Genomic DNA, 22,186 nt, shown 5'->3' on the forward strand with positions numbered 1-22,186 from the left:
CCATGAGCACGCCCGTCACAGCCAGCAGCCCCCTCGGTGTTTTTGACTCCGGAGTTGGCGGGCTGACGGTGGTGAGGGCGCTGAGGGATCTGCTGCCGAATGAGTCGATCGTGTATCTCGGTGACACGGCGCGGGTGCCGTATGGCTCGAAATCTCCGGACACGATCCGGCGCTTCTCGATGGAGGACACGCAGTTCCTCGTCTCGCATGGTGTGAAGGCGGTGGTTGTGGCGTGCAACACGGCCACGGCGCATGCACTGCCGGTGCTGCAGGCCACTTTTCGCGTGCCGGTGATCGGAGTGCTGGGCCCTGGGGTAGAGGCCACGCTGGCGGACCCGAGCTGCGAGCGCGTGGGCATCATCGGCACGGCAGGGACGATCCGCAGCCATGCGTACCAGCATGAGATCGCCATGCGGCGGCCGGATATCCTGATCGAGGCGCGTGCCACGCCGCTGCTGGTGCCGTTTGTGGAGGAGGGCTGGACCGACCACCCGGCGCTGAAGTCCGTGCTGCGCGAGTATTTGAAACCGATGCTGGACAAGGGGATCGACACCTTGGTGCTGGGCTGCACCCACTACCCGCTGCTGGTGCCTTTGCTGAAGCGCATGCTGGGGCAGAAGGTACGGCTGGTGGACTCCGCCAGCACCTGTGCCGCCCATGTGAAGGCCAGCCTGGAGCAAAATGGCATGCTGCGAACAACCAAGGGCAAACCCCAGCTGGACATCTACCTGACGGACCACTCCGAGCAGGCTGAGAACCTGGCCAAGCGCTTCCTAGGCACCGACTTTGGCAAGGTGAAAAAAGCCTCCCTCTAAAAGCTTCGATCCAGGTGGAGCAGCGGCGCGTTCTTTCATGACCGGCATGGCGTGCTACTTGCCTGATGATTAAGGCTCGCTAGCATTTCCTCCCACCCAATGTTTCCACGCATTTTTGACCGCTACCTTGGCCGCCAGATCGCATCAGCCACGCTGATCGGAGTGGCGCTGCTCAGCGGTGTGATGGTTCTGGGAAATGTGTACAAGAAGCTGGATCAGCTGCTGGGAAACACGGAGCTGCCTATCTCAGTGATCGCGGAGTTTGTGATGCTGGTGATTCCGTTTTCACTCATCTTCACCATCCCCTGGGCTTTCCTGACGGGGATCCTGCTCGTTTTTGGACGACTCTCGGCAGACAATGAGCTGGTGTCTCTGCGCATGACGGGGATGTCGATGCCGCGTATCTGCGCCTCCGTCTTTGTGCTGGCGGTGTTTCTGAGCGGTGTGTGCCTTTGGGTGAATGTGAGCCTGGCACCGGCGGCCAAGGACCGCATGAAGCGGCTGTTTTACCAGGTGGCGGTGAAGAACCCGGAAACCCTCTTCCAAGAAGGACAGGTGCTGGAGCGCGTGCCCGGCTACCGCATCTACACCAGCAAGCGCCAGGACAAAACGCTTTCAGACATGCATATCATCATGCTGAAGGACTCCCACGCCGGCACCTACATCCACGCCAAGAAGGCCACGCTGCACACGGTTCCCGGATCGGTGGACCTGCAGCTGGAGATGGAAGGAATGACAGCGGAGAGCACTCCAGCGGAGGGCCAGGTGAACCCGGTGGCCTTTCAGCAGCCGTGGCTGACGCTGCCGCTGTCTGAAATGCAGAAGGACGCCGTGCGAGTGAATGCCAGCATGAAAACCACCAGCGCACTGCATGAAGAAGTGCGGAGCTGGAAGGATACCGTGACGGGAGAAGCGCTGACGCCAGTGACACGCTCCCTCTCCCTGACCGAGCTGAACAAGCGCTACAGCTTCTCACTGGCCTGCTTTACCTTTGCACTGGTGGGCATCCCACTGGGAGTGACGGCGCAGCGACGTGAAACTTCGTCGGGCTTTGCCCTGAGCCTGATCACGGCCACGGTTTATATCGTTTTCATCATTCTGGCGGACACGCTGAATGACAAACCGGCAGCGATGCCGCACCTGATCATGTGGCTGCCGAATGTGATCTTTCTTGGCATGGGCGGCTGGCTTTTCTACAAGCTCAGCCGCAAATAGACTGCCTCACTTTTTCATCAAGCCGATGACAGCGGAGGTCATGGCCGAGACACCGGTCTCGATGCTGGGCTCGGGGACGGGCTTGAAGTAAGGCGAATGCAGAGACGGCAGTGTGGTGCCCTTGGCTTTGGCGGCAGCGACCAGTGCAGGGGGCTGAGTGCCGAGCCAGAACATGCACAGGGGCACCTTGTCTTTCGTCATACCGTATTCGGAGAAATCCTCGGCTCCCATGACGGGCTCGCGAGTGAGCACATTGTCAGCACCTATGGCGGCGCCGATGTAGCCGCGCACCTCCTGGCAGAGCTCGGGCTGGTTGTAGAGTGCAGTGGCGCTGTCGTCGGAAAGGAGCACCTCCGGCATTTTGTCTGCGGGCATGCCAGCCGCCTCGGCCTGGGCTTTGACGATGCGTTTGATGGAATCCACGAGGTGCGTGCGCGTCTCTTTTCGATAGCTGCGCAGAGTGAGCTGCAAGCGCACTTCATCGGAGATGATGTTGCTCTTGGTGCCGCCGTGGATGCTGCCCACGGTGACCACAGCGGGATCGCCCGGCTTGACCTCACGGCTGACGATGGTCTGCAAGGCCAGTACGATCTGCGAGGAGAGCACGATGGGGTCTTTGCAAAGATGGGGCATAGAGCCGTGGCCCCCCACGCCTTTGACCACGATCTCCACGGAGTCCACGTTCGCCAGCGCAAAGCCCTCCACAATGCCGATGGTGCCGTGCGCCATGTCCGACGCGCAATGCAGGGCAATGGCCTTGTCGGGCTTGGGGAACTTGGAGAACAGCCCGTCCCGCAGCATGAAGCGCGCACCAAGCACGCGCTCCTCGGCAGGCTGGCCGATCATGACCAGAGTGCCGTGCCACTGGTCCTTGAGTGCAGCCAAGGCACGAGCCGTGCCGACGAAGCTCGTCATGTGCACATCGTGGCCGCAGGCGTGCATGACATTCACCTCGCGGCCGAGGTCATCTTTCACCACCTTGGTGCTGGCGTAGGGTGCACCGGTCTGCTCCTTCACGGGCAGGGCATCGAGATCTGTGCGCACCAGGATCACAGGGCCTACACCATTTTTCAAAACGCCGACGACGCCGTGGCCGCCGAAGTTTTCGGTGACCTCCAGCCCGGCAGCGCACAGTTCTTTGGCAATGCGCGCGGATGTTTCAGTTTCGTGCAGCGAGAGTTCCGGGTTGCCGTGCAGCTCTTTGTAGAGAGAGACGAGCGAGGGCAGTTCCTGTTTCACCACTGAGGGGAGATCCGCAGCAGCGAGAGATGAAGTGACCAGCAGAGACAAAAAAAGCGGCTTCATGGGAATGAGTAAGCCGACAATCGGGGAGTCTTGCAAGGATCAAGGTTGCTTGGGCACCCATCCCACGGCGCTCATCCACTCCGCGCAGCGCATAGGCCATGCGTTGATGGGCTGCTTGTTGTCGCGCATGCCGAAGCCATGGCCGCCTTTGGTGAAGAGGTGGAGTTCGCAGGGGATGCCGAGCTTTTTGTATTCGAGATAAAGCACGGTGGCGGCGATGGGGTTCTGGCCGTCGTCGTGAGCGCATGCGAGGAACATGGGGGGAGCATCCTTGGGCACGGTGAAGCCTTCCTTGAGTTTGGTGGGATCTTTGGAGTCCAAGAAACCGCCGCCGTAGATCATGATGCCGAAGTCCGGCAGCTCGGTCTTGGTGGCGCGGTCGCAGGCGATGTGGGCGAGCAGATTTCCCCCCGCGCTGAAGCCGAGCAGACCGACGCGCTTGGGGTCCAGGCTCCACTCCTTGGCGTGCTCGCGGACAAGCGTGATGGCCTTGGCGGCATCGGCCACGGGCTTTTCGTGCGGTGCGGCCTCGTCGCGGGTGGGCGTGCGGTATTTGAGCAGGATGCCGGTGACGCCGATGCTGTTGAGCCATTCACAGACCTGGGAGCCCTCGTGGATGGCGGAGAGGAAGACGAAGCCGCCGCCGGGGGCGACGATAACGCTGGTGCCATTGGGCTTTTCCGGACGATAGACAGTGATGGTGGGATTGTGAATGTCGGTGATGGTGCTTTTGCCCGCCTTGGTGCGGATGAAATCCTCCGTGGCCTTGGAATGAGGCAGCATCTGGCCGGGTGCGCCTTCGGGCCAGAGCTTGAGCTCGATGGGTTCGGCGGCGTGCAGACAGGCAGTGGCGACGAGCAGTGCCAGGAGGAGATGATTCAAAGAATTCATGCGCAGGTGGGGATGTAGATAACGTAGTCTGAGCCCATGATTAAAAGCTTTTTTCTCCTGCTTCTAAGCAGCACCTTCATCCATGCAGAGCTGCGAGTGGTCACTGACTTTGAGGGCGGCAATGCGGAGGTGGTGGTGCTGGATCAAGCGGCAGGCAGGCTGCGCATCATGCCCGCGCTGCGTGGAGGGCGCGGCTGGCCTTGCTGGTGGTTTTTGCGGCTGGACGGCACCTCGGCAGGACAAAAGATCAATCTGGAGGTACAGGCACAGACCAAGCCCTACCGTCCGGAAACGGTGCTTGCGGCTGCGTGGTGCCAGCCGGATCAGGCGGTGCTGAGCCATGACGGCAAGACCTGGAAGCAGACGGCTAAAGCAGAGCGCAGCGCAGACAAAGTGGCCGTGTATCAAGTGCAGGCAGAAGGGCCGAGCCTGTGGCTGGCATGGGGACCGCCGTTTGTGCCGAGCACTGCGGAGACCGTGCTTGCCGAAGTAAAGGAAAAGCTGGGAGATGAGGCAGAGCGGTTTGAACTGGCGAAAACACGCGATGGCCGACCGGTCAATGGCATCCGCATCGGCAAGGCCGACGCGCCACGCCAGGTGTGGGTCAATGCACGTCAGCACGCCTGGGAGGCAGGTGGCGCATGGGTGGGGCGCGGTTTTGTGGAATGGATCGCGAGCGCGGAGGCGCAAGACTTTCGCAAGCGCTGCTGCGTGCATTTCATTCCTATCATGGACGTGGATAACGTGACTTTAGGAGCCGGAGGGAAGGAGTCGCTGCCCCAGGATCACAACCGGGACTGGTCGGAGGCGCCATATCATCCCGAAGTGGCAGCGGCGCAGAAGCGCATCGCGCAGATCCAAGCCGCACATGGGCTGGATGTTTTCATGGATCTGCACAATCCCAGCGCTGGCGACCGTGCGCCCTTTTTCTTTGGGCCGTTCGGCTTTGAACGGATGACCGGCCTGCAACGGGAAAACTATCAGCGCTGGATGGACCTGGCGGCAGCCCACATCTCCGGACCGCTGAAAGTGGAGCCGAAGTACCGCTATGCCACCTATGTAAAGACAGAAGAGGAGCGTGCACGCATGAGCAGCGGCTGGGCGCGGGCGCATGGTGGAGAAGGAACCATCTCCATCACGCTGGAAACCGCCTGGAACACGCCGCACAGCACGGCGGAAAATTACATGGTCGTGGGCGCTCAGCTGGCCCGTGCGCTTGATGCATACCTGAAAGAGGCGCGGCATTGAGCCCGAAGTCCGCCAAGCGGGATTAAAGCACATCCCGGTTGCATCGCGCTGCCGCAGAGTGTTTGAGTCGGCGCAATGCCGTTTACCCGTTTCCTCCTTGCCCTCGCGCTCTGCGTCAGTGTGGCTGCGTGCAAACGAGAGGAGCCCAAGCCTGCGACAGCTGCGAAGAAGGATGCGGCGGCGTTTGTAGCCGATGGCGGCGGCGACGGCAGCGTGTGGGTGGTGGACGGGCCCAGTGGCGGCCGCCTCTATCTGTGCGGAACGATCCACATCCTGCGGGAGAAGGACTACCCTCTGGCACCTGGCTACGAAGCGGCCTACATGTACTCCAACAAGCTGGTGCTGGAACTGCCCCCTGGCGCAGCCTCCAGCGCGGAGCTGACCAGCCGCATGTCCCAACTGGGTCTCTATCCTGCCAACACCACGCTGGAAGGCAATGTGAGCAAGGAAACCTGGGACGCCGTGAAAAAATGGGCCGCCAAGCACAGCATGGACACCGCCACCCTGAACCGCTTCCGCCCGTGGTTTCTGGCGCTGATGATCACCTCCATCGAATACGCGGCCCTGGGGGCAAAGTCTGACAAGGGGGTGGACAGCTACTTTGAAGAACGCGCCCGCAAAGACGGCAAACCGGCCGAAGGGCTGGAAACCGTGGAGTTTCAGATCCAGCTCTTTGCCGCCCTGGATGAAAAGCAGCAGCGCGAACTGCTGGAGCAAACGCTGGGAGAGGTCAGCTCAGTGGAAGAAGAATATGAAAAGATGATCCGGGCATGGAAATACGGCCAGCTGGATGATCTGAAACAAATGCTCTTCCGTGAGGCGGAGAAGTATCCGGACCTGATGGACATCTTTCTCATCTCCCGCAATCTGGCCTGGATGGACCATCTGGAACAGATGCTCAAAAACGGAGAGAAAGTGATGGTACTGGTAGGCACGGGGCACTTCACCTCTGACAGCGGCCTGATCGAGCTGCTGCGCAAGCGCGGCTACCGGGTGCGCCACTACCGGGAAGTGACCGATTTTTAAACCCTGCCCCTCACACCAGCCGCAGGCGGGTGAGGTCCTGGGTGTCCACCATGCCAACGGGTTTGCCGGACTCATCCACCACGACGATGTCGTCCACACGGTTTTTTTCGAGCGTGGCCAGCACCTCGGCGGCGAGCCGGTCTGCCTGAATACTGACCGGGCGCGGGGTCATGAACTCACGCACAGGCAGGTCTGCAATGGCGTTGTTTTTCTGGAAGGCGCGAACAAAGTCTCCATGCGTAAAAACCCCAGCCAAGCCGCCGTCAGAATTCGCCACGATGGCAGCGCCGCTGCGGGCGCGCGTCATGGCCTGGAGGGCCTCCCGCACAGCCGTTTCCGGCTGGATAACGGCGAGTTGATCGCCACTGCGCATGACATCGCTGACACGTGTGAGCAGCGCACGCCCCAGCGAGCCACCGGGATGCAGGCGGGCAAAGTCCTCGGACTGGAAGCCTCGCGCCTCGAGCAGGGCCATGGCCAGGGCATCGCACAGCACCAGCATGGTGGTGGTGCTGGAGGTGGGGGCCAGGTTTAGCGGGCAGGCCTCCTGGGTGACGTGCACATCCAGCACCACGTCTGCATTTTTAGCCAAGGTGGACTGAGCACCGCCGGTGATGGCGATGATCGGAATGCCGAAGCGCTTGAGGTGAGGCAGGAGGTCCAGCAGCTCTGAGGTCTCCCCGCTGTAGCTGAGCATGACGGCCAGATCCCCCGGATCCACGACCCCGAGGTCGCCGTGCAGGGCGTCACCCACATTGAGCAGGACCGTAGTGGCTCCGGTGCTGTTGAGCGTGGCGGCCAGTTTGTGCCCGATGCTGCCGCTTTTGCCAACACCGCAGACGATCACCTTGCCTTTTTGGCGGACAGTTGAAAGCAGCCGCTCAATGGCCTGGGCAAAGGTCTCGTCGATACGCGCGTGCAGCCGCTGGAGCTCTTCAATTTCCAGCTGGATGACTCGGCGGGCTTTTTCGGGGTAACTCATGGACCCTAAACATTAGGCGGGGAGTCAGATGCAGCAACCAAGTGCTTGAGTGTGGCACGTTTCCCGGCCATGGTGAAGGCAGATTCCTCTGAATTGATCTTCATTCCATGCCCTCAGGTTCCATCGGCTCTCATCGCGCCTTCATGGGTGTAAGCATCACGCTGTGCGTCATCCTATCGCTGACTCTCTATGTGGGTTGGAAATGGTATTTTGACAGCTTGGTTAGCAGGACAACACTGATAGAACTGGCCAAGAAGGCTGAAAAACGCGTTCAGGATCTGGAAAATCTAGGGATCAACGTCGAGCCGCCGCATGCTGATCTTAGCGCCGCCACACCGCTCAAAATTATGACAGGTAGCGCTGAGAGCCCTGGATCACCGGCAGCCATCACCAGCAGCCAATCCCCTTCATCCCCCCAGCCGACTTCTGCGCATCCCGCAAACTCAGTCATTAAGGAACTACCTTTGAAGGAATCGAGCGAAGAATTCACTCGAGCCCTGGAACTGCTGGAAACTTACTGGAAAACCCCGTCATGGAAAGATCGCGTCTCCCTGGTAGCCAATTCAGACAAGGTCGCCGCCATGATGAAGGACTACTATGAGGTGCAGGGAGGCAAAGACCCGGTGCCAGGCAACCTGCTGGGCAAAGCACGCTATGAGATCGACGGGACGGAAATTCTGTATTTCAGCTATGGCAGCAGCCGTCCGACCGGATCTTTAGAAATTGCCATGCTGCATGGCCCGGATGGGAAGTTCCTGATCGACTGGGAAAGCCTGACAGGCTACGGCGAACTCTCTTTCCACGAATTCCGCTCTCAGCGACCGTCCAAGCCTGTGACCATGCGTGCCTACGTGAGGCTTTTTGACTATTACAATTTTGAATTCTCCGACGCCAAGCGTTACATTTGCATCAAGCTGATATCGGAGAGCGGAGATAGCTCCATCTATGCCTACTGCGAGCGTGGAACCAAACTGTCCCGATGGCTAGAATCTGACCTAGCCACCACAGGGCCAACGGGCTTCAAAGGCTATCTTATGAAGCTGTCTTTCCCGCCAAGTGCGCAGTCAAATCAATGCGTAAAACTGGAACAGGTCGTAGCCCAGCGATGGCTCAAGCTTCCATAAGAAATCTCAAGCCGGGGGCTAGCGAAGAAGTAACGGCCTAAGATTACTCGCCGTCACGGCCGATAGCCTCAACAGGGCAGCCGGTCAGAGCCTCTTCGCAAAGAGCGCGCTCTTCATCAGACTCAGGCTGCTTGAAGAGGTAGGAATGACCGCCATCGTCGTCGCGCTTGAAGTTGGCAGGAGCCGTTTCGCGGCACAGGTCACAGTCAATGCACTGGTCATCAACATAGTAAGGACCGGGAACGTTCTGGGCGTATTTGTTTGCAGCGTCTGCCATGGGAATCTGGGAAGTGAGGGGGGAAGTGACATTAGTTCCCGAGCCCCGGCTTTCAAACGGTTTTTTGCCCCCTCCCCTTCCCGCTTTGTCTTCTCAATTGACGGAGTCTTTACAATAAAAGCTGGCCTCAAGCGTGATGCTGGCCGCATCATCCACTGAAACTGGTATCCAACCATGAAAACACTCGCTTTCGCCCTCCTGCTGCCGGCTTCCTTGCTGGCAGAAAATGAAATCGGATTCATCGAACGCTTTGCCCTTGCTACCGATCGAGAAAAAGCCCTCGGTGAGCTGGTGCCGGGCTCGCAGGAGTATTACTTTTTTCATGCACTGCATTATCAAAACACCCGAGATACTGCGAAGCTAGAGCAGCTTCTCAGCCAGTGGAGGGAGCGCATGCCCGATGAGAACGAGTCCCGGCGCATCATCCTTAACCGTGAAGCGATTTTGAATTATGAGCGTGACCCACAGGCCACGCTGAAGTACCTGGTTGAGCGTCTGCACATTCGCCATGATCACCGACAGCAGATGCGTGACCCCAAACCTGATCTGCCCACAGAACTGGATCAGGCCAGGATCCAACGTGAGATATTCCTGCGTGATGCCATGCAGCATGATCGCAGCCTTGGCTCTCTGGACGAGAGAGAACTGGCCGCCCTCATTCGCGATCAGGTGCCGCTTACAACCGATCAACGCCGAGCTGTTCTGAGCAGGCTTCAGCGCCCGGATGTGCAGAATCTGGTCCAAGCCATCATCGATGATCTACAGGCGGACAAGGCACGCAGCTTTGGCTACCTGCCGATCCATAAGGCGCTGCTGTCCGAGCAACTGGACGAACTGCTGAAAACTTTCCCCCACTGGCTGGGACAGCAGGCGTTTGTTTACACCCGGCTGCGGAAGATGGCCCCGTCCGCCGATGTGAACCTGGAGTATGACGATGCCGAGCGTGAGGCCTGGCTGGAGCGTGTGTGGGCTTTTGCCCAAAAGCTGCCCCCTTCCCAAAACACGCTCAAGGCACGCATCCTGTACCAGCGTCTGGATCATGACCGCAAAAAGGGCGTGTATGATCGCGCGCGCTTCAGCGAGTACCTGAAGCTGCCGCGCCAGCTCGACTACATCAACTACACCTACATCAAGGACATCAAGCCGGGAGAGATCTGCAACCTGAACGCGGATCTGGGGGAGGCGCTGCTGGTCTCGCCGCCCATCACCACAGACGAGCCACTCGTTCGCGAGTACTTCCTGAATCTCTTTGCCGCCGAAGTCAAAGCGGATGCCGACCCCAACGAGGTGCTGGCGCAGTGGACGACTTACATCGCGGAAGAGTGGCTGACGCCGGTGCTGGCAGAGGCGCTGATCACCCAGGGCATCGGCAGCCCGGAACGCTGGGCGTCCCTGCTCACTCCTGCGGCATTTCAAAAGCTGAAGGAGCGTGTGGACATTGAGTTTCCAGCCACCAACAAGCCGCAGTTTCTGCCGGGAGATGACATCCAGTTTGACGTGACCGTCAAAAACACGCCCAAGCTGATCGTGAAGATATTTGAGCTGAACACGCTGAACTTTTTCCAGACCCAGCAGCGCCAGCTGAACACCGACGTGAATCTGGACGGGCTGGTGGCCAACAGCGAGGAGACGCACACCTTTGAGGGCGGCCCCTTTCTGCGAAAGCGGCAGACATTCAAGTTTCCCGCGCTCAAAGGCAAACGCGGCGCGTGGATCATCGAGTTCATCGGCGGCAGCCGCAGCAGCCGTGCCCTCATCCGCAGCGGAGAGTACCACCTCCTACAGCAAACCGGCCCCGCAGGAGACCTGATCCTGGTGCTTGATGAAAAGAACCAGCCGGTCAACGATGCCGTGGCGTGGTTTGAGGGACGCAAGCTGACACGCCATGAAAAGCTGGGGCGCATCGTGATCCCATTCACCAGCCAGCCCGGGGGCAAAAACCTCATCATCGGAGACGCCGCCGGCACCTTTGCCACGCTAGCAAGCTTCACTCATCATGCGGAGCGTTATGAGCTGGATGCGCAATTCCACATCGAGCGCGAGCAGCTTCTGTCACGGCGCGAGGCCACCCTGGCGGTGCGCACCGCCCTGATGCTGGGGGAAGCTCAGCTTTCCCCGGGGATGCTGAGCGAGCCCAAGCTCGCCATCACCAGCACCACGCATGACGGCATTTCCACCACACACGAGATCAAGGGGCTGAAGCTGAGCGCCGACAGCGTCTTCACCCACAGGCTGACGGTGCCTGAACGGCTTGCCTCCCTCAGCGTCACCTTCAGCGCGCAGATCGAGGCGGTGAGTGAAGGCGGCAGCAAGAAAGAACTCACCGCCAGCCATACCTGGACGCTCAATGGCATCGACCAAACCGATGCCGTGAATGACGGGCACCTGAGCACCTTTGACGGCAAGCGGGTGTTTGAACTGCTGGGAAAAAATGGCGAGCCTGCAGCCGATCAGCAGGTGATCTTCACCTTTCGTCATCATGGATTCAGCCGCCCCCAGATCATCCCGCTGAGCACTGATGCAAAAGGCCGTGTGCAGCTGGGCAGGCTCTCAGGCATCGAGTCCGTGGCCGCCAAGATTCCGAACGAGCGAGAAACTGTCTGGCCGCTCACTGAGAGTGAGTGCACGCTGGCTGACGTGATTCATGCGAGAGAGAGCGAAGTGATACGTGTGCCCCTGCGAGACGTGAGCAGCCAGACTCCTTCACTTCTGGTGCAGAGCGCGGGCACCTTCACCGAGGATCTCTCCAAACAGCTCAAGGCAGAGAATGGCTTTCTCATCATGGAAGGTCTCAAGCCAGGAGACTACTCGCTGAGAACCGGCAAGCAGCTCATCACCGTCAAAGTGGCGCATGGAGACAGCATCGGCGGCTGGGTGGTGGGCAGGCACCGCCAGCTGGAACTGAAGGGCAACAACCCACTGCAGATCACCAGTGTGGAAAGCGGCCAAGAATTCATCACCATCAATCTGGCCAACAGCAGCTCGTTTGCGCGCGTGCATTTTGCGGCATCACGCTTTGACCCGGGCAGCGGCATCTTCGGCGGGCTGGGCGGTTTCAGGCGCTTTGGCCCAGGATCGGGAACTCCAGCGCGCAATCCGAATCTGTACTCCACAGGCCGTGAGATCGGAGATGAGTACCGCTACATTCTCGAGCGCCGCTACGCGAAGATCTTTCCAGGCAACATGCTCACCAGGCCAAGACTGCTACTGAACCCATGGGAGATCAGCAGCACCGATCTCAACGAGCTCTCCCAGCAAGCAGGACAGTCAGCAGGCAGCACGCGCGGTGGAGCCGCAGGTGCGATGAGCACCCCGATGCCCGCACCTGCTGCCAAACCGCCGGAAGGAAAAGGGCCGCAGGGCGGCACCAATCTCGACTTTCTCGCCACATCCGCTCCGGTCATTTACAACCTGGTGCCTGACAAGGATGGCGTGGTCCGCATTGAGCGGAAGGCACTGGGAGACCGCCAGCACGTGCAGATCTATGCTGAAGATCTGCACCATGCCTCCTGGCGCACGCTCACCCTGCCAGAGGCTTCCACGAAGTTTTCAGATCAACGGCTGGCGAAAAACCTCGATCCAACGAAGTCATTCACGGAAGAAAAAGAGATCAGCGTGCTGGAAACCGGCAAGACACTCGTACTGACCGATGCCCAGACCGGCAAACTGGAAACCTACGACACACTCGGCAGCATCCACACTTTATTTACCACGCTGAGCCAAGACGAGCACCTGGCCGAGTTTGCCTGGCTGCTGGACTGGCCCAAGCTGAAGGAGGATGAGAAGCGCAAGAAGTATGGCGAGTTTGCCTGCCATGAGCTCAACTTCTTTGTCCAGCGCAAGGACAAGGCCTTCTTTGACGCAGTCGTGAAGCCCTACCTCGAGAACAAGAAGGACAAGACTTTCATGGATGAGTTTCTCCTTGGCCGGGACCTCGCGCATCATCTGGAACCCTGGGCCTATGCTCGACTCAACATGGTGGAGCGCATTCTGCTGGCACAGAGAATCGCAGGGGAAGCCCCCAACACAGCCAGACATGCACGGGAGCTCTGGGAGATGATTCCACCGAACCCTGAGCAGCGAGATTTTCTTTTTGAAACAGCCATGCGCGGACGCAGCCTGGAAAACAATACGGGCCTGGGGTTGAGCTATGGTGCAGCTGACGCACCGGCACCTGCCGCTCCCGGGGTCAATAACACCGGGGCTGCTGTGGCGGCGGACCCTTTTGCGGCTGGAGGAGCGGCACCGGCAGCCGAATACGGCGCCATGCAGGATCCAGACGTGGCGCGCCTAGTGCAGAAGATGAACTCGATCATTCTGCCCTCGGTGAACTTTCAGAATGCCTCGGTTGAGGAAGCGGTGGCGTTTCTCCAGCGCAAAAGCAGGGAGCTCGATCGGAGCCCCTCGTCAGCGGGAGGAAGAGGGGTTCGTCTTGTGATTTCACCTACAGAGTTCAAGCTGAACGCGAGCATCAGCCTTGATCTCAGAGATGTGCCATTGTCGGAGGCCCTGAGGTATGTCACCGAGCTGGCGCAGATGAAATACAAGGTGGGACCTGATGCCGTTGTCATCGTTCCCTTGAGTGAAAACGCGATTGTAGAACGCTCGCAGACAGTCGGCGAACTGCGCAACCCGACAGCCGTCAGAAAAGCAAACACCGTGGAACTCCTCAAAGACCGTAGCGTTAACTCACTGATGGTACTCGGCGGTGCCAGCACCTACACCGGTGCCACCTCCATCAATGCCGGCACCATCGCGCTCTTTGATAAAACGACTGCCGATGACGTGCGTCAGGAGGTGCGCGCGCTATTCCGCGCACTTGGATCCACCAAGGAGTGGGCGGAGAACAACTACTACAAGCTGCGCATCGAGGATCAGAATGACAGCCTCATCAGCATCAACGGCTTCTGGCGCGACTATGCAGCCTGGGTGGCGGCGGGTTCGAAAGGTGGATTTGTCTCGGCGAATGTCGCCGAGGCCAGCAGCACCTTTGCCGAGATGATGCTGGCGCTGGCGGTGCTCGATCTGCCATATGAGGCCGCAAAGCACAGCACCAAGGCCGAAAACGGCAGCTTGACCTTCACCGCTGGCGGCCCCTGCATCCTGTATCATAAGGAGATTAAAACCGCCGCCGCCGATGGCAATGCCCAAGGCCATTTGCTCGTCTCCCAGAGCTTTTTCCGGCAGGACGACCGCTACCGCCAGGAGCGGAACGAGAAGCACGAGAAATACGTGACCACGGAGTTTCTGACAGGCGTGACTTATGGTGCGAGCATCGTGGTCACCAATCCCACCAGCAGTCCTGTCAAGGCCGTGGTGCTGCTGCAAATCCCGCAGGGATCCCTGCCGGTGCTAGGCAGCCAGACCACCAAGTCCAATCAGGTGAGACTGGAACCCTACACCACGCAAACATTCGAGTATCACTTCTATTTCCCCTCAACCCCCGCTCAACAGGGACTCAAGTTTGCCCATTTCCCAGTTACTGTGACGACCCAAGCCGGGGCGTCGGCGGCAAAGCCGTTTGATTTCAATGTGGTGTCCAAGCTGACCGAAGTGGACAAGACATCCTGGGATTATGTATCGCAACATGGCAGCGAGGCTGATGTCTTCAGCTTCTTTGAACAGAACAATCTTGAAAACCTGGACCTGGAGCGAGTGGCCTGGCGCTGCCGTGAAAACGCAGGCTTCTACCAGAAGCTCATCGCCTTCATGCGGACGCACCACCTCAAGAGCGACACGATCTTTACGTATGCGCTGCTCCACAATGACGAGGCCACGCTGCGGGAGTGGCTGAAGCAGCGCTTTGGCGATGCATGCGGACCGTATTTTTCCAGCAAGCTGCTCACGCTGGATCCCATCGAGCGCCACAGCTACGAGCATCTGGAATATCTGCCGCTGGTCAATCAGAGGGCCCATCGTGTGGGCAATGAATGGAGGATCGCCAACACGGAGCTGCTGGGGCAGTACCACAAGCTGCTTGCCATCCTGGCGCACAAGCCTCAGCTCGATGCCGCAGACAATCTGAGCGTGGTCTATTACCTGTTTTTGCAAGACCGCGTGGACGAGGCCCTGACACGACTGAAATCGATCGACGCCAGCAAGCTGTCCACACAGCTCCAGCATGACTATCTCAAGTGTTATGCCGCCTTTTATGAGGGTGCGCTGCCCACGGCACGCGGCCTAGCCGCCAGGCATGCAGACCATCCGGTACCGCGCTGGAGGAAGCTTTTTGCGGAGGTAACGTCTCAGCTGGACGAAATCGAAGGCAAGGGAGCAAAACCTGCGGCTGATGGCAAACCTGATCGTGAAAAGCAGCAGTCGGCGCTTGCCAGCACAGAGCCGGGCTTTGACCTCAAGATTGAGAACAAGACCCTCTCTCTGACCTGGAAAAACCTCAGTGAAGTGACGCTGAACTACTACCTGATGGACCCGGAGTTCAGCTTCAGCAGCAATCCTTTTGTGAGCCAGGATGCCGGGCGCTTCAGCATCATCAAACCCAACCAGACAGCCACGCATAAACTCCCTCAGAACGCAAGCGCGCTCGAACTGGCTCTTCCTGCGGAATTCAACAAATCCAATGTGCTCGTGGAGGTGCTGGGAGCCGGACTGCGCAAGACGCAGGCCTATCACGCCAGCACGCTGAAGCTCGCGCTGACGGAAAACTACGGCCGCCTGGAAGTACGGGACGCCACGACGGACAAGCCGCTGCCGAAGACCTATGTCAAAGTGTATGCGCAGCTGGCCAATGGCACGGTGCGCTTCTTTAAAGACGGCTATACCGACCTGCGCGGCCGCTTTGACTATGCCAGCCTGAACGGACCTGACGGCGCTGCCAATCTTCCTTTGCCTCCCGTGCATGAGGCTCCGCCAGCGAACGGTCTCGACTACCAGATGCTCAAGCCCGCCGAACTGCCAGCGGTGGAAAAGCTGGCCATCCTCATCCTGAGCGACACCCACGGCGCCGCAGTGAAGGAAGTGCAGCCTCCGGGACAATGATTTGTCTTTGAGAGAACCGGCACCGTCAGCACGTGATCAGATCACCCTTCTGCATGAAATCCATCCTCGCCGCCCTGCTTGCCTGCTCCCTCACTCTTTCCGCGCGTGACAAGACGCTCGACATCTACTGGATCGACTCCGAAGGCGGCGGTTCGACGCTGCTGGTGACACCGGCCGGGGAGTCAGTACTCATCGACACGGGCAATCCAGGCGGGCGTGATCCGCAGCGCATTCAGAAGGCGGCAAAGGAGCAGGCAGGGCTGACACGGATTGATCACGTCATCATCACGCACTTTCACGCGGATCACTTCGGGGGACTGGCCGAACTGGCTGAGCTGATGCCAGTGGGCACGCTTTATGACAAAGGCATTCCCGAAGGCAGCCCGGATGGCAAGGCGCAGGACATGCGCTGGACGCTAACGAGCCGCCCGTATCGGGACGCCAAGGTGGAGAAGCGTGTCACACTGGCCGCGGGTTCCGTGGTGCCACTGAAACAAACCGAGGGCAGCCCCAAGCTGACGCTGCGCTGCCTGGGGGCCAACCAGCAGTTCATCCCCCCCTCTCCCAGCCAGCCGGAGAATCCACTGAAGGGCTCGGTGCCGCCCAAGGCTGTGGACACCACGGATAATGCCAACAGCGTGGTGATGCTGCTGCAGTTTGGCGATTTCCGCTTCTTTGACGGCGGTGATCTGTCGTGGAATGTGGAGGAGAAACTGGTCTCTCCTTACAACCTCGTAGGCACCGTGGATCTGTATCAGGTGAATCATCATGGACTGGATGTGAGCAACAACCCGATGCTGATTCACAGCCTTCAGCCGACTGTTTCAGTGATGAACAACGGCCCACGCAAAGGCACGAGCAAGTCAGCGATGGATGCGCTCAAAACCACACCGACCATTCAGGCGATGTATCAGGTGCATGAAAATGTGCGCGATGACCATGAGAATACAGCCGACAAGAGCATGATAGCCAACCATGGCGACCTGGCTGAAGGCTGCGCGGCGCATCACATCCACTGCACGGTGACCGCGGATGCAAAGAGCTACACGGTGGAAGTACCTTCGCAAAAACACAGCCGCACCTTCCAGACTCGATCAAAGTAGCGCTGCACTACTTCTTGACTGCCAGTCTGGAGCGAATGACAGGAGCGAGCCATTTGGCGGTTTCATCAGCAATGACGTTGTAGCCCGCGAGGTTGGGATGGCGGTCGCCAGCCCACCCGGGAAGATGGCCAAAGACGCCGTCCAGATGATTGTCGAGAACGACAACGGTGGGCTCGGTGCCGGGCTGAATGTAGGGGGTGGCGAGGGGACGGAGGTTTTCGGGGATTTTCGACAGCGGAAAACGCCGATAATTGAGGCCGTCAGGATTCTTCTTCAATTCAGCCAGGTAGCGCGGCGCGATGTCGAAGAGCGTGAGTTTTTCATCCTTGGCGATCTGCTTGATGAGAGCATTGATGTCCTCGTGCAGATTGTTAAGTGCGTAGGGGATGACCGTCATGGGAATGAGCATCGCCTTGGGATGGTCTTTGCGCAGACGCTCAAGCAGTTCATGAAAGTCTTTCGCAAACTGGGTCTTGAAGTCTTTGACCTTCGCCTGGTCGTTGAGCCCGTAGCGGATGAAGATGTAGTCGGCCTGGGGCTTGGTTTTCACCGCCTTGTCATAGCGGGTGTCGAGGAGGCGGCGGATGAACTCGCCGCTGACGCCTTCATTGTAAACATCGCAGAGAGGAAGGTCGGCTTCTGCGGCCAGTTTGATGCGCAGGGTGTCCTCGATCTGCGGCTCATCTGGGGCGAGTTTCTTTGGAATGCTCGCCTCGGTGGTGCTGTCGCCAAGAAGGATGATCTGAAGACGCTTTTTGCCCGCCGTGGCATCGCTGAAAACGAAGGGCTTGCCACCGATGAACTGGTCTGAGGTAATGGTAGGGCAGATGCGCTTTTCCACATGGGAGACGAAGAGCTCAGTGCCGCGTGCATGGCTGACGAAGGGCCAGCGTGCGGGGTTGTACATGGTGTCTGTCAGGTCGCGCATGAGCACCACATGTTTGCCGTTTTTGGCCATCTGCCGCAGGCCAAAGGGGCGGCCTGAGACGCACATGTTGAGGTGCACCCCCATGAGAATGACGTTGTCGATGTTTTTTGCTTCGAGGAGGTTCCAGATCTCCACGCCGCTGTCGCTGATGGCGTCTTTTTCCTGGTCGATGCGCAGGACATCGATCTGCTTGGTCCACGGTGCATTGGGATTGAGGCCTCTGGCCGCGAGCTCTTTGGCCCAAGCGGCATGCTCGGTGAGATCGTCGTCTTCGCCGCCGTCGGTTTGGTCGAGGGGATAGACGGCCATCTCTTCGGCAGGGATTTGCTTGCACCATTCAGCAATCTTGTCAGGCAGGCGCGCAGCTGTGGGGGCAGACTTCGCACGCTCACGTGCGGGGGTGCCTTCATAGGCCTTCATGCAGCTGCTCGGCGCATGGATGATGAGCACTCCATCCTTGCGGGCCTTTTCGAGGACCTCGTTCATGCGCGGGGCCATCTCGACCTCGCGCGTCACGGCGTTTTTGCAGTGATGCAGGTCCCACATGTCGCAGACGATGATGGCGGTGCGTGAGGGCAGCCACTGCTCTTTGACCAAAGCCGCCTTGCCAGCAGGGGCGCGAGACTGGAGCGTGAGAGAGAGTGGTGTCTCTGCGGCCAGGCACGAAACAGAGAGCGCGAGGAGGAGTGTGAGCGTCTTCATGAATTATTTGGAAAGCTTCTGATGCAGGTCGTGCACTTTGGCGGCGATGCGGTCTTCCACACTGTCCGCCCAGCCGGCAGCGGCTTCGTAGCCGCCTTCTTTGAGCACACGCAGGCTGGGAACGTAACCGGTGTAGTCGTTTGAATAGCCGGCCACCCACACACCAGCGTCGCCGGCGAGTTCGCGCTTGAAGCGCAGAGAGTAATCCACCACCACCTCGCTACCGAGAGTGATGAACGTCAGGTCATTTCCCAGCTTGATGACCTGCACGGGATAGTCATGGTCTGCACGTCCAGGCTTGGCGTAGCTGAGCTTGATCTCCTCATAAGCGGCACGGATGGGGCCGTTCACAGGACGTGGATTCACCACGAGGGCCATCTCGACCGCATTTGAGAGAGAGCGGCCATGCTGCATGGCGAGCTCCAAATCGGTGACACCTGGGACGACATCGCTGCGTCGTGGATAGGGATTCTGATCTCCACCGCAGCCCATGAGAAAGAGAGCAGTGAAACCCGGACGATGCTCCTGCAGATACTCCTGCGCAAAGCCCGCGTAGTCGCCGCACCAGTTATAAAAGCCGAGGCTGGTGTTGTGACAGGCGTAGCCAAACAAGGTGGCACGCAGTGTGCCGTCTGGTGCCTCAACTCGCAAAGCGGGCACCTCATGATCGACGGGACCATTGGGATTCGGAGCCTTATTGGCGTCTGGATGGCCCTCTGGAAGGGTGTAGTCCCGACGGCGGTTCATGGCAAAACCACAGCGCGCCTTGTTCCAGGTGAGTCGCGCTGGCTGCAGGTCTGCCAGCGCTTTTCCAATGAGCGCGATGAGGTCGCTTTGCAGCTTCTGCGTGTAGTCCCAGGCATCCTTTGCCTTCGGGTTGTCCTTCTCGGCATCTGTCAGTGGAGTGGTGCGCAGAGAGGGCCCGCTGTGCGTGTGAGAGGCGTTCAGCACCAGATGCGCAGGAGGCAGGCCAAAGTCCCGCTCCGCACGCTGCGCCACCACGTGGCGCAGGGGCTGTGGCACACCGATGAGATCAAGTGTGACAAACACGAGCTTGTTTCCCTGCTCATCCTCCAGGGCCAATGCCTTGGCATACAGCTCCTGGACCTTGCCCTCCGCTGGTTTTTTGCGGGCACCATATCCGGCCATCCAGAGCAGCTTTTGCGGCGTGACCGCGACGGTGGCGGATCCGGCCTTCCATTTGGCAGGGAGATAAGGCGCCACCGACTTCGGCGGACCAGCAGGCGAAAGCGGCGTAGCCCCCGGCGGTGCTGCAACTGCGGAGAGGGCACAACCAAGGGCAATGGCTAAGACGCGGAGTGACATGCGCAAACTACGCCTTTCTCAGAGCTTGGATTTCATCCACGAATAAAAGCTGGCACCGATCTGGGCATAGCCCGTGGGGTTTGGATGCACACCGTTGTTGTTTGGGTAGCCATCCACGGGATCGAGATTGAGCTCGGTGGGGACGACGAAGATGCCTTCTTTTTCGCGACCAGAGAGGCGCTTGAGCATGTGCTGCACGATGCGGTGCTGGATGCGCTTCCAGCCCCAGCGCGGATACTTGTCCTTGTAATTCGCTGTAAACCCCTCCTGACGTGCATTCGGCGGCGTGGTCAGCCCCACAGCGAGTTTGGCATTGGGAGCAGCTTTGTGGAATTGAGCGAGGAGCTTGTCCGCGTTGTCGAGCACCTCGTTGATCTTGGCGTCTGGGTTGTTCGGATCAGCCCCGAAGCAGTCATTGATACCAAGCAGAAAGGTGACGACATCGGGCGGCTGATTATCGCAATACTCCTTAAAATAGCGCAGCAGGTCGAAGTCGCCTTTTTTGCCGTCTGCCGAGGGGAAGATGAACGGGCTGGTGGCCTTGCGTGCGAGCGGACCTGCTGCGACTCCGGGAGTCTCCGGAGCGAACTTGGTGAGGAAGTCAGACCACTTCCACCCGCCGTAACCTTCATGCGCAACACCAGGCTTGGCACCTCCAGGCTTGTGCGTGCCGAGCAGCGTGGCCTTGGGATTACCTGGCAGAGCTAGCAGTCGTGCGATCTCGTTGGGATAAAATGAGGCGTGCGTGAGGCTGTCGCCAACAATGAGCACTCGCAGCGGCTTGGTGGATGAAGATTTGCGCGGAGAGATGTGCAGCGTGGTCTGCGCCTGCTCCAGCACTTTGCCGCCGACATCCTTGACGGTGACTGCGAGGGGGTAGTCGCCGACGTCCTTGTCAGAAGGCGTGACGGTCCAGCGGCGATCTTCGCTGGCGCCCAGCTTGCATTTGAACTCAAAGCGGTAGTCCTCGGGCTTCTCGGTGAGGATGATGTTGTCGTAGTAGATGCTGATCGGTACGTCCGGCGTGGCGTACACCACGGGCGGGAGAGTAAGCTGGAGATCTCCGGCGAAGGCGGAAAAGGTGAGTGCGCAGTAGAGGCTGAGAAACCGGTGCATGACACCCACTACGGAGCGCTGCGGGCAAATCGTTCCATGAAGCGCTCAATGGCAGAAATGGAGAGCTGCCCGCCTGGAGTGGCAGGAAAGAAATCCATGCCGTGCGTGCCCCAGGGCATCTCGATGAAACAATGCTCTTCATGTCCGCCGAGCCGCTGGTGAAAGCGGCGGCTGTGGCCGATGCCGACGAGGGAGTCCTGCGTGCCATGCAGGATGAGCGTGGGCAGGCGGCGCTGGTCGAGGAATTCCGTGGCCGAAGCGGTGCGGTAGGCCTCTGGCACCTCGTGAGGATCTCCACCCATGTACTGACGGACGAGTGTCAAAGAATCCAAAATGTCATTCGGCACCGACCACTCGCGGGCGAGGTACATATTGGGCGTGCCATACACATCAATGCAGGCACAAACCTCCAGCTCCGGCATGCCATATGCGCAGGCGGTGGCGATCTGTGCGCCGGCAGATCTGCCCATGAGCACGATCTGATTTGTCCGAATGCCCAGTTCAGCGGCATGCGTACGCACCCACTCATAGGCGCGGCGGGTGTCTTCCGCCTGAGCCCGCCAGGGGTGCTTCGGCGCCAGACGGTAGCCGTAGGAGCACAGCACGTAGCCATGAGATGCCAGCTCCGTGTTTGCACCGGTGAACTCGCCGGGATCGCCACTGTCCCAGCCGCCGGTGTGGGCGATGAGCAGGCAGGGCAGCTCCTTGTCCACGTCGAGAGGCCGGTAGATCACCACATCGAGCGACTCATCCCCCTCCCGCCAGAAGGTGCGTCGCTCCGTCCGCACCTGGTGCTTTTCCACATGCACCGGCTTCCATAGCCGCAGCCAGGAAAAACGCAGCCCGTGCGATGCAGCTATACGGTGCGCCTGGAAGGCGGGGATGAAGAACACCACAGCCAGCAGCAGGCAAAAAACGGCCAGCCAGCGTGAATGCTGAAGAGCGGGATAGATGAGCGCCAGGCTTAGCAGCGCCAGCCAGTGGCCCAGCTCCGTGGCAGCCAGTTGCAACTGCCACTGCCAGCGTGTCGGCGACATGACCCAGGCGTTCAGCGCCAGCAGAGCCAGAAGAATGAGTGCCAGTAAGAGGGCCACGAGTTTCACAAATCATTCACCATCCGCGCCGAGAGCGC

General features: G+C 59.4%; 17 protein-coding genes. 7 read left to right on the forward strand and 10 right to left on the reverse strand.

Annotated elements, in window-relative coordinates:
- The first annotated feature begins 2 nt into the window (after window positions 1–2).
- Together murI and HNQ65_RS09290 are read left to right on the forward strand one after the other, a co-directional pair.
- Window positions 3–815: a glutamate racemase gene (gene murI, locus HNQ65_RS09285; RefSeq protein ID WP_184339246.1), complete on the forward strand. Its 813-nt coding sequence runs from the start codon at window positions 3–5 to the stop codon at window positions 813–815.
- Between the two features lie 99 nt (window positions 816–914).
- Window positions 915–2,030, forward strand: a complete 1,116-nt coding sequence (locus HNQ65_RS09290) for an LptF/LptG family permease (protein WP_184339247.1) — start codon at window positions 915–917, stop codon at window positions 2,028–2,030.
- A gap of 6 nt (window positions 2,031–2,036) precedes the next feature.
- On the opposite strand, the gene HNQ65_RS09295 is transcribed toward HNQ65_RS09290, so the two are convergent.
- Together HNQ65_RS09295 and HNQ65_RS09300 are read right to left on the reverse strand one after the other, a co-directional pair.
- The gene (locus HNQ65_RS09295) at window positions 2,037–3,335 is read right to left on the reverse strand and encodes an amidohydrolase (RefSeq protein WP_184339248.1); all 1,299 of its coding nucleotides are present in this window, start codon (window positions 3,333–3,335) and stop codon (window positions 2,037–2,039) included.
- A 39-nt stretch (window positions 3,336–3,374) separates the two neighbouring features.
- Complete coding sequence (locus HNQ65_RS09300) at window positions 3,375–4,226, reverse strand: alpha/beta hydrolase (RefSeq protein WP_184339249.1); 852 nt, start codon at window positions 4,224–4,226, stop codon at window positions 3,375–3,377.
- 36 nt (window positions 4,227–4,262) lie between these two features.
- Between HNQ65_RS09300 and HNQ65_RS09305 the strand changes: the two genes are divergently transcribed.
- Together HNQ65_RS09305 and HNQ65_RS09310 are read left to right on the forward strand one after the other, a co-directional pair.
- Window positions 4,263–5,474, forward strand: a complete 1,212-nt coding sequence (locus HNQ65_RS09305) for a M14-type cytosolic carboxypeptidase (protein ID WP_184339250.1) — start codon at window positions 4,263–4,265, stop codon at window positions 5,472–5,474.
- A gap of 75 nt (window positions 5,475–5,549) precedes the next feature.
- Window positions 5,550–6,500, forward strand: coding sequence for a TraB/GumN family protein (locus tag HNQ65_RS09310; protein WP_184339251.1), 951 nt, complete (start codon window positions 5,550–5,552; stop codon window positions 6,498–6,500).
- Window positions 6,501–6,510: 10 nt separating this feature from the next.
- Here HNQ65_RS09310 and HNQ65_RS09315 read toward each other — a convergent pair whose 3' ends face one another.
- Complete coding sequence (locus tag HNQ65_RS09315; protein WP_184339252.1) at window positions 6,511–7,482, reverse strand: KpsF/GutQ family sugar-phosphate isomerase; 972 nt, start codon at window positions 7,480–7,482, stop codon at window positions 6,511–6,513.
- Between the two features lie 107 nt (window positions 7,483–7,589).
- Between HNQ65_RS09315 and HNQ65_RS09320 the strand changes: the two genes are divergently transcribed.
- The gene (locus HNQ65_RS09320) at window positions 7,590–8,606 is read left to right on the forward strand and encodes a hypothetical protein (RefSeq protein ID WP_184339253.1); all 1,017 of its coding nucleotides are present in this window, start codon (window positions 7,590–7,592) and stop codon (window positions 8,604–8,606) included.
- A gap of 43 nt (window positions 8,607–8,649) precedes the next feature.
- Here the strand turns inward: HNQ65_RS09320 and HNQ65_RS09325 are convergent, their stop codons facing one another.
- The 3 genes from HNQ65_RS09325 to HNQ65_RS26550 all read right to left on the reverse strand — a co-directional run bounded on the left by HNQ65_RS09325 (window position 8,650) and on the right by HNQ65_RS26550 (window position 9,627).
- Window positions 8,650–8,883 (reverse strand): ferredoxin, encoded by a 234-nt coding sequence (locus HNQ65_RS09325; RefSeq protein WP_184339254.1) that lies wholly within the window; start codon window positions 8,881–8,883, stop codon window positions 8,650–8,652.
- A gap of 93 nt (window positions 8,884–8,976) precedes the next feature.
- Window positions 8,977–9,207, reverse strand: a complete 231-nt coding sequence (locus tag HNQ65_RS26545; RefSeq protein ID WP_221306093.1) for a hypothetical protein — start codon at window positions 9,205–9,207, stop codon at window positions 8,977–8,979.
- A 36-nt stretch (window positions 9,208–9,243) separates the two neighbouring features.
- Window positions 9,244–9,627 carry a hypothetical protein gene (locus tag HNQ65_RS26550; protein ID WP_221306094.1) on the reverse strand — a complete coding sequence of 128 codons (384 nt, stop codon included), beginning with the start codon at window positions 9,625–9,627 and terminating at the stop codon, window positions 9,244–9,246.
- Here HNQ65_RS26550 and HNQ65_RS09330 point away from each other — a divergent pair.
- Both HNQ65_RS09330 and HNQ65_RS09335 read left to right on the forward strand, forming a co-directional pair.
- Entirely contained in the window at window positions 9,610–15,879 is a 6,270-nt protein-coding gene (locus HNQ65_RS09330) for a hypothetical protein (protein WP_221306095.1), read from the forward strand. The two genes, HNQ65_RS26550 and HNQ65_RS09330, sit on opposite strands and share 18 nt — an antisense overlap.
- 53 nt (window positions 15,880–15,932) lie before the next feature.
- Entirely contained in the window at window positions 15,933–16,982 is a 1,050-nt protein-coding gene (locus HNQ65_RS09335) for a ComEC/Rec2 family competence protein (protein ID WP_184339256.1), read from the forward strand.
- 7 nt (window positions 16,983–16,989) lie between these two features.
- Here HNQ65_RS09335 and HNQ65_RS26555 read toward each other — a convergent pair whose 3' ends face one another.
- Genes HNQ65_RS26555 through HNQ65_RS09360 form a run of 4 tightly spaced genes read right to left on the reverse strand, consistent with a single transcriptional unit; the run spans window position 16,990 to window position 22,157 of the window.
- The gene (locus HNQ65_RS26555) at window positions 16,990–18,612 is read right to left on the reverse strand and encodes an SGNH/GDSL hydrolase family protein (protein WP_221306096.1); all 1,623 of its coding nucleotides are present in this window, start codon (window positions 18,610–18,612) and stop codon (window positions 16,990–16,992) included.
- A gap of 3 nt (window positions 18,613–18,615) precedes the next feature.
- Complete coding sequence (locus HNQ65_RS09350; protein WP_184339257.1) at window positions 18,616–19,938, reverse strand: neutral/alkaline non-lysosomal ceramidase N-terminal domain-containing protein; 1,323 nt, start codon at window positions 19,936–19,938, stop codon at window positions 18,616–18,618.
- An 18-nt stretch (window positions 19,939–19,956) separates the two neighbouring features.
- Window positions 19,957–21,054 (reverse strand): SGNH/GDSL hydrolase family protein, encoded by a 1,098-nt coding sequence (locus HNQ65_RS09355; protein ID WP_184339258.1) that lies wholly within the window; start codon window positions 21,052–21,054, stop codon window positions 19,957–19,959.
- 8 nt (window positions 21,055–21,062) lie between these two features.
- Window positions 21,063–22,157 carry an alpha/beta hydrolase fold domain-containing protein gene (locus HNQ65_RS09360; protein WP_221306097.1) on the reverse strand — a complete coding sequence of 365 codons (1,095 nt, stop codon included), beginning with the start codon at window positions 22,155–22,157 and terminating at the stop codon, window positions 21,063–21,065.
- Between the last annotated feature and the right edge of the window lie 29 nt (window positions 22,158–22,186).

The sequence above is a fragment of the Prosthecobacter vanneervenii genome (genome assembly GCF_014203095.1).
Lineage (GTDB): Bacteria > Verrucomicrobiota > Verrucomicrobiia > Verrucomicrobiales > Verrucomicrobiaceae > Prosthecobacter > Prosthecobacter vanneervenii.

Coding starts and splice junctions, on each gene's coding strand:
- HNQ65_RS09350 (WP_184339257.1), bottom strand. CDS start 19,938: ATGTCACTCCGCGTCTTAGCCATTGCCCTTGGTTGTGCCCTCTCCGCA.
- HNQ65_RS09295 (WP_184339248.1), bottom strand. CDS start 3,335: ATGAAGCCGCTTTTTTTGTCTCTGCTGGTCACTTCATCTCTCGCTGCT.
- HNQ65_RS09355 (WP_184339258.1), bottom strand. CDS start 21,054: ATGCACCGGTTTCTCAGCCTCTACTGCGCACTCACCTTTTCCGCCTTC.
- murI (WP_184339246.1), top strand. CDS start 3: ATGAGCACGCCCGTCACAGCCAGCAGCCCCCTCGGTGTTTTTGACTCC.
- HNQ65_RS09300 (WP_184339249.1), bottom strand. CDS start 4,226: ATGAATTCTTTGAATCATCTCCTCCTGGCACTGCTCGTCGCCACTGCC.
- HNQ65_RS09315 (WP_184339252.1), bottom strand. CDS start 7,482: ATGAGTTACCCCGAAAAAGCCCGCCGAGTCATCCAGCTGGAAATTGAA.
- HNQ65_RS09320 (WP_184339253.1), top strand. CDS start 7,590: ATGCCCTCAGGTTCCATCGGCTCTCATCGCGCCTTCATGGGTGTAAGC.
- HNQ65_RS26545 (WP_221306093.1), bottom strand. CDS start 9,207: ATGAAAAAAGTAATACTCCTGCGAGCCCGGCACCAGCTCACCGAGGGC.
- HNQ65_RS09335 (WP_184339256.1), top strand. CDS start 15,933: ATGAAATCCATCCTCGCCGCCCTGCTTGCCTGCTCCCTCACTCTTTCC.
- HNQ65_RS26555 (WP_221306096.1), bottom strand. CDS start 18,612: ATGAAGACGCTCACACTCCTCCTCGCGCTCTCTGTTTCGTGCCTGGCC.
- HNQ65_RS09325 (WP_184339254.1), bottom strand. CDS start 8,883: ATGGCAGACGCTGCAAACAAATACGCCCAGAACGTTCCCGGTCCTTAC.
- HNQ65_RS09310 (WP_184339251.1), top strand. CDS start 5,550: ATGCCGTTTACCCGTTTCCTCCTTGCCCTCGCGCTCTGCGTCAGTGTG.
- HNQ65_RS09290 (WP_184339247.1), top strand. CDS start 915: ATGTTTCCACGCATTTTTGACCGCTACCTTGGCCGCCAGATCGCATCA.
- HNQ65_RS09305 (WP_184339250.1), top strand. CDS start 4,263: ATGATTAAAAGCTTTTTTCTCCTGCTTCTAAGCAGCACCTTCATCCAT.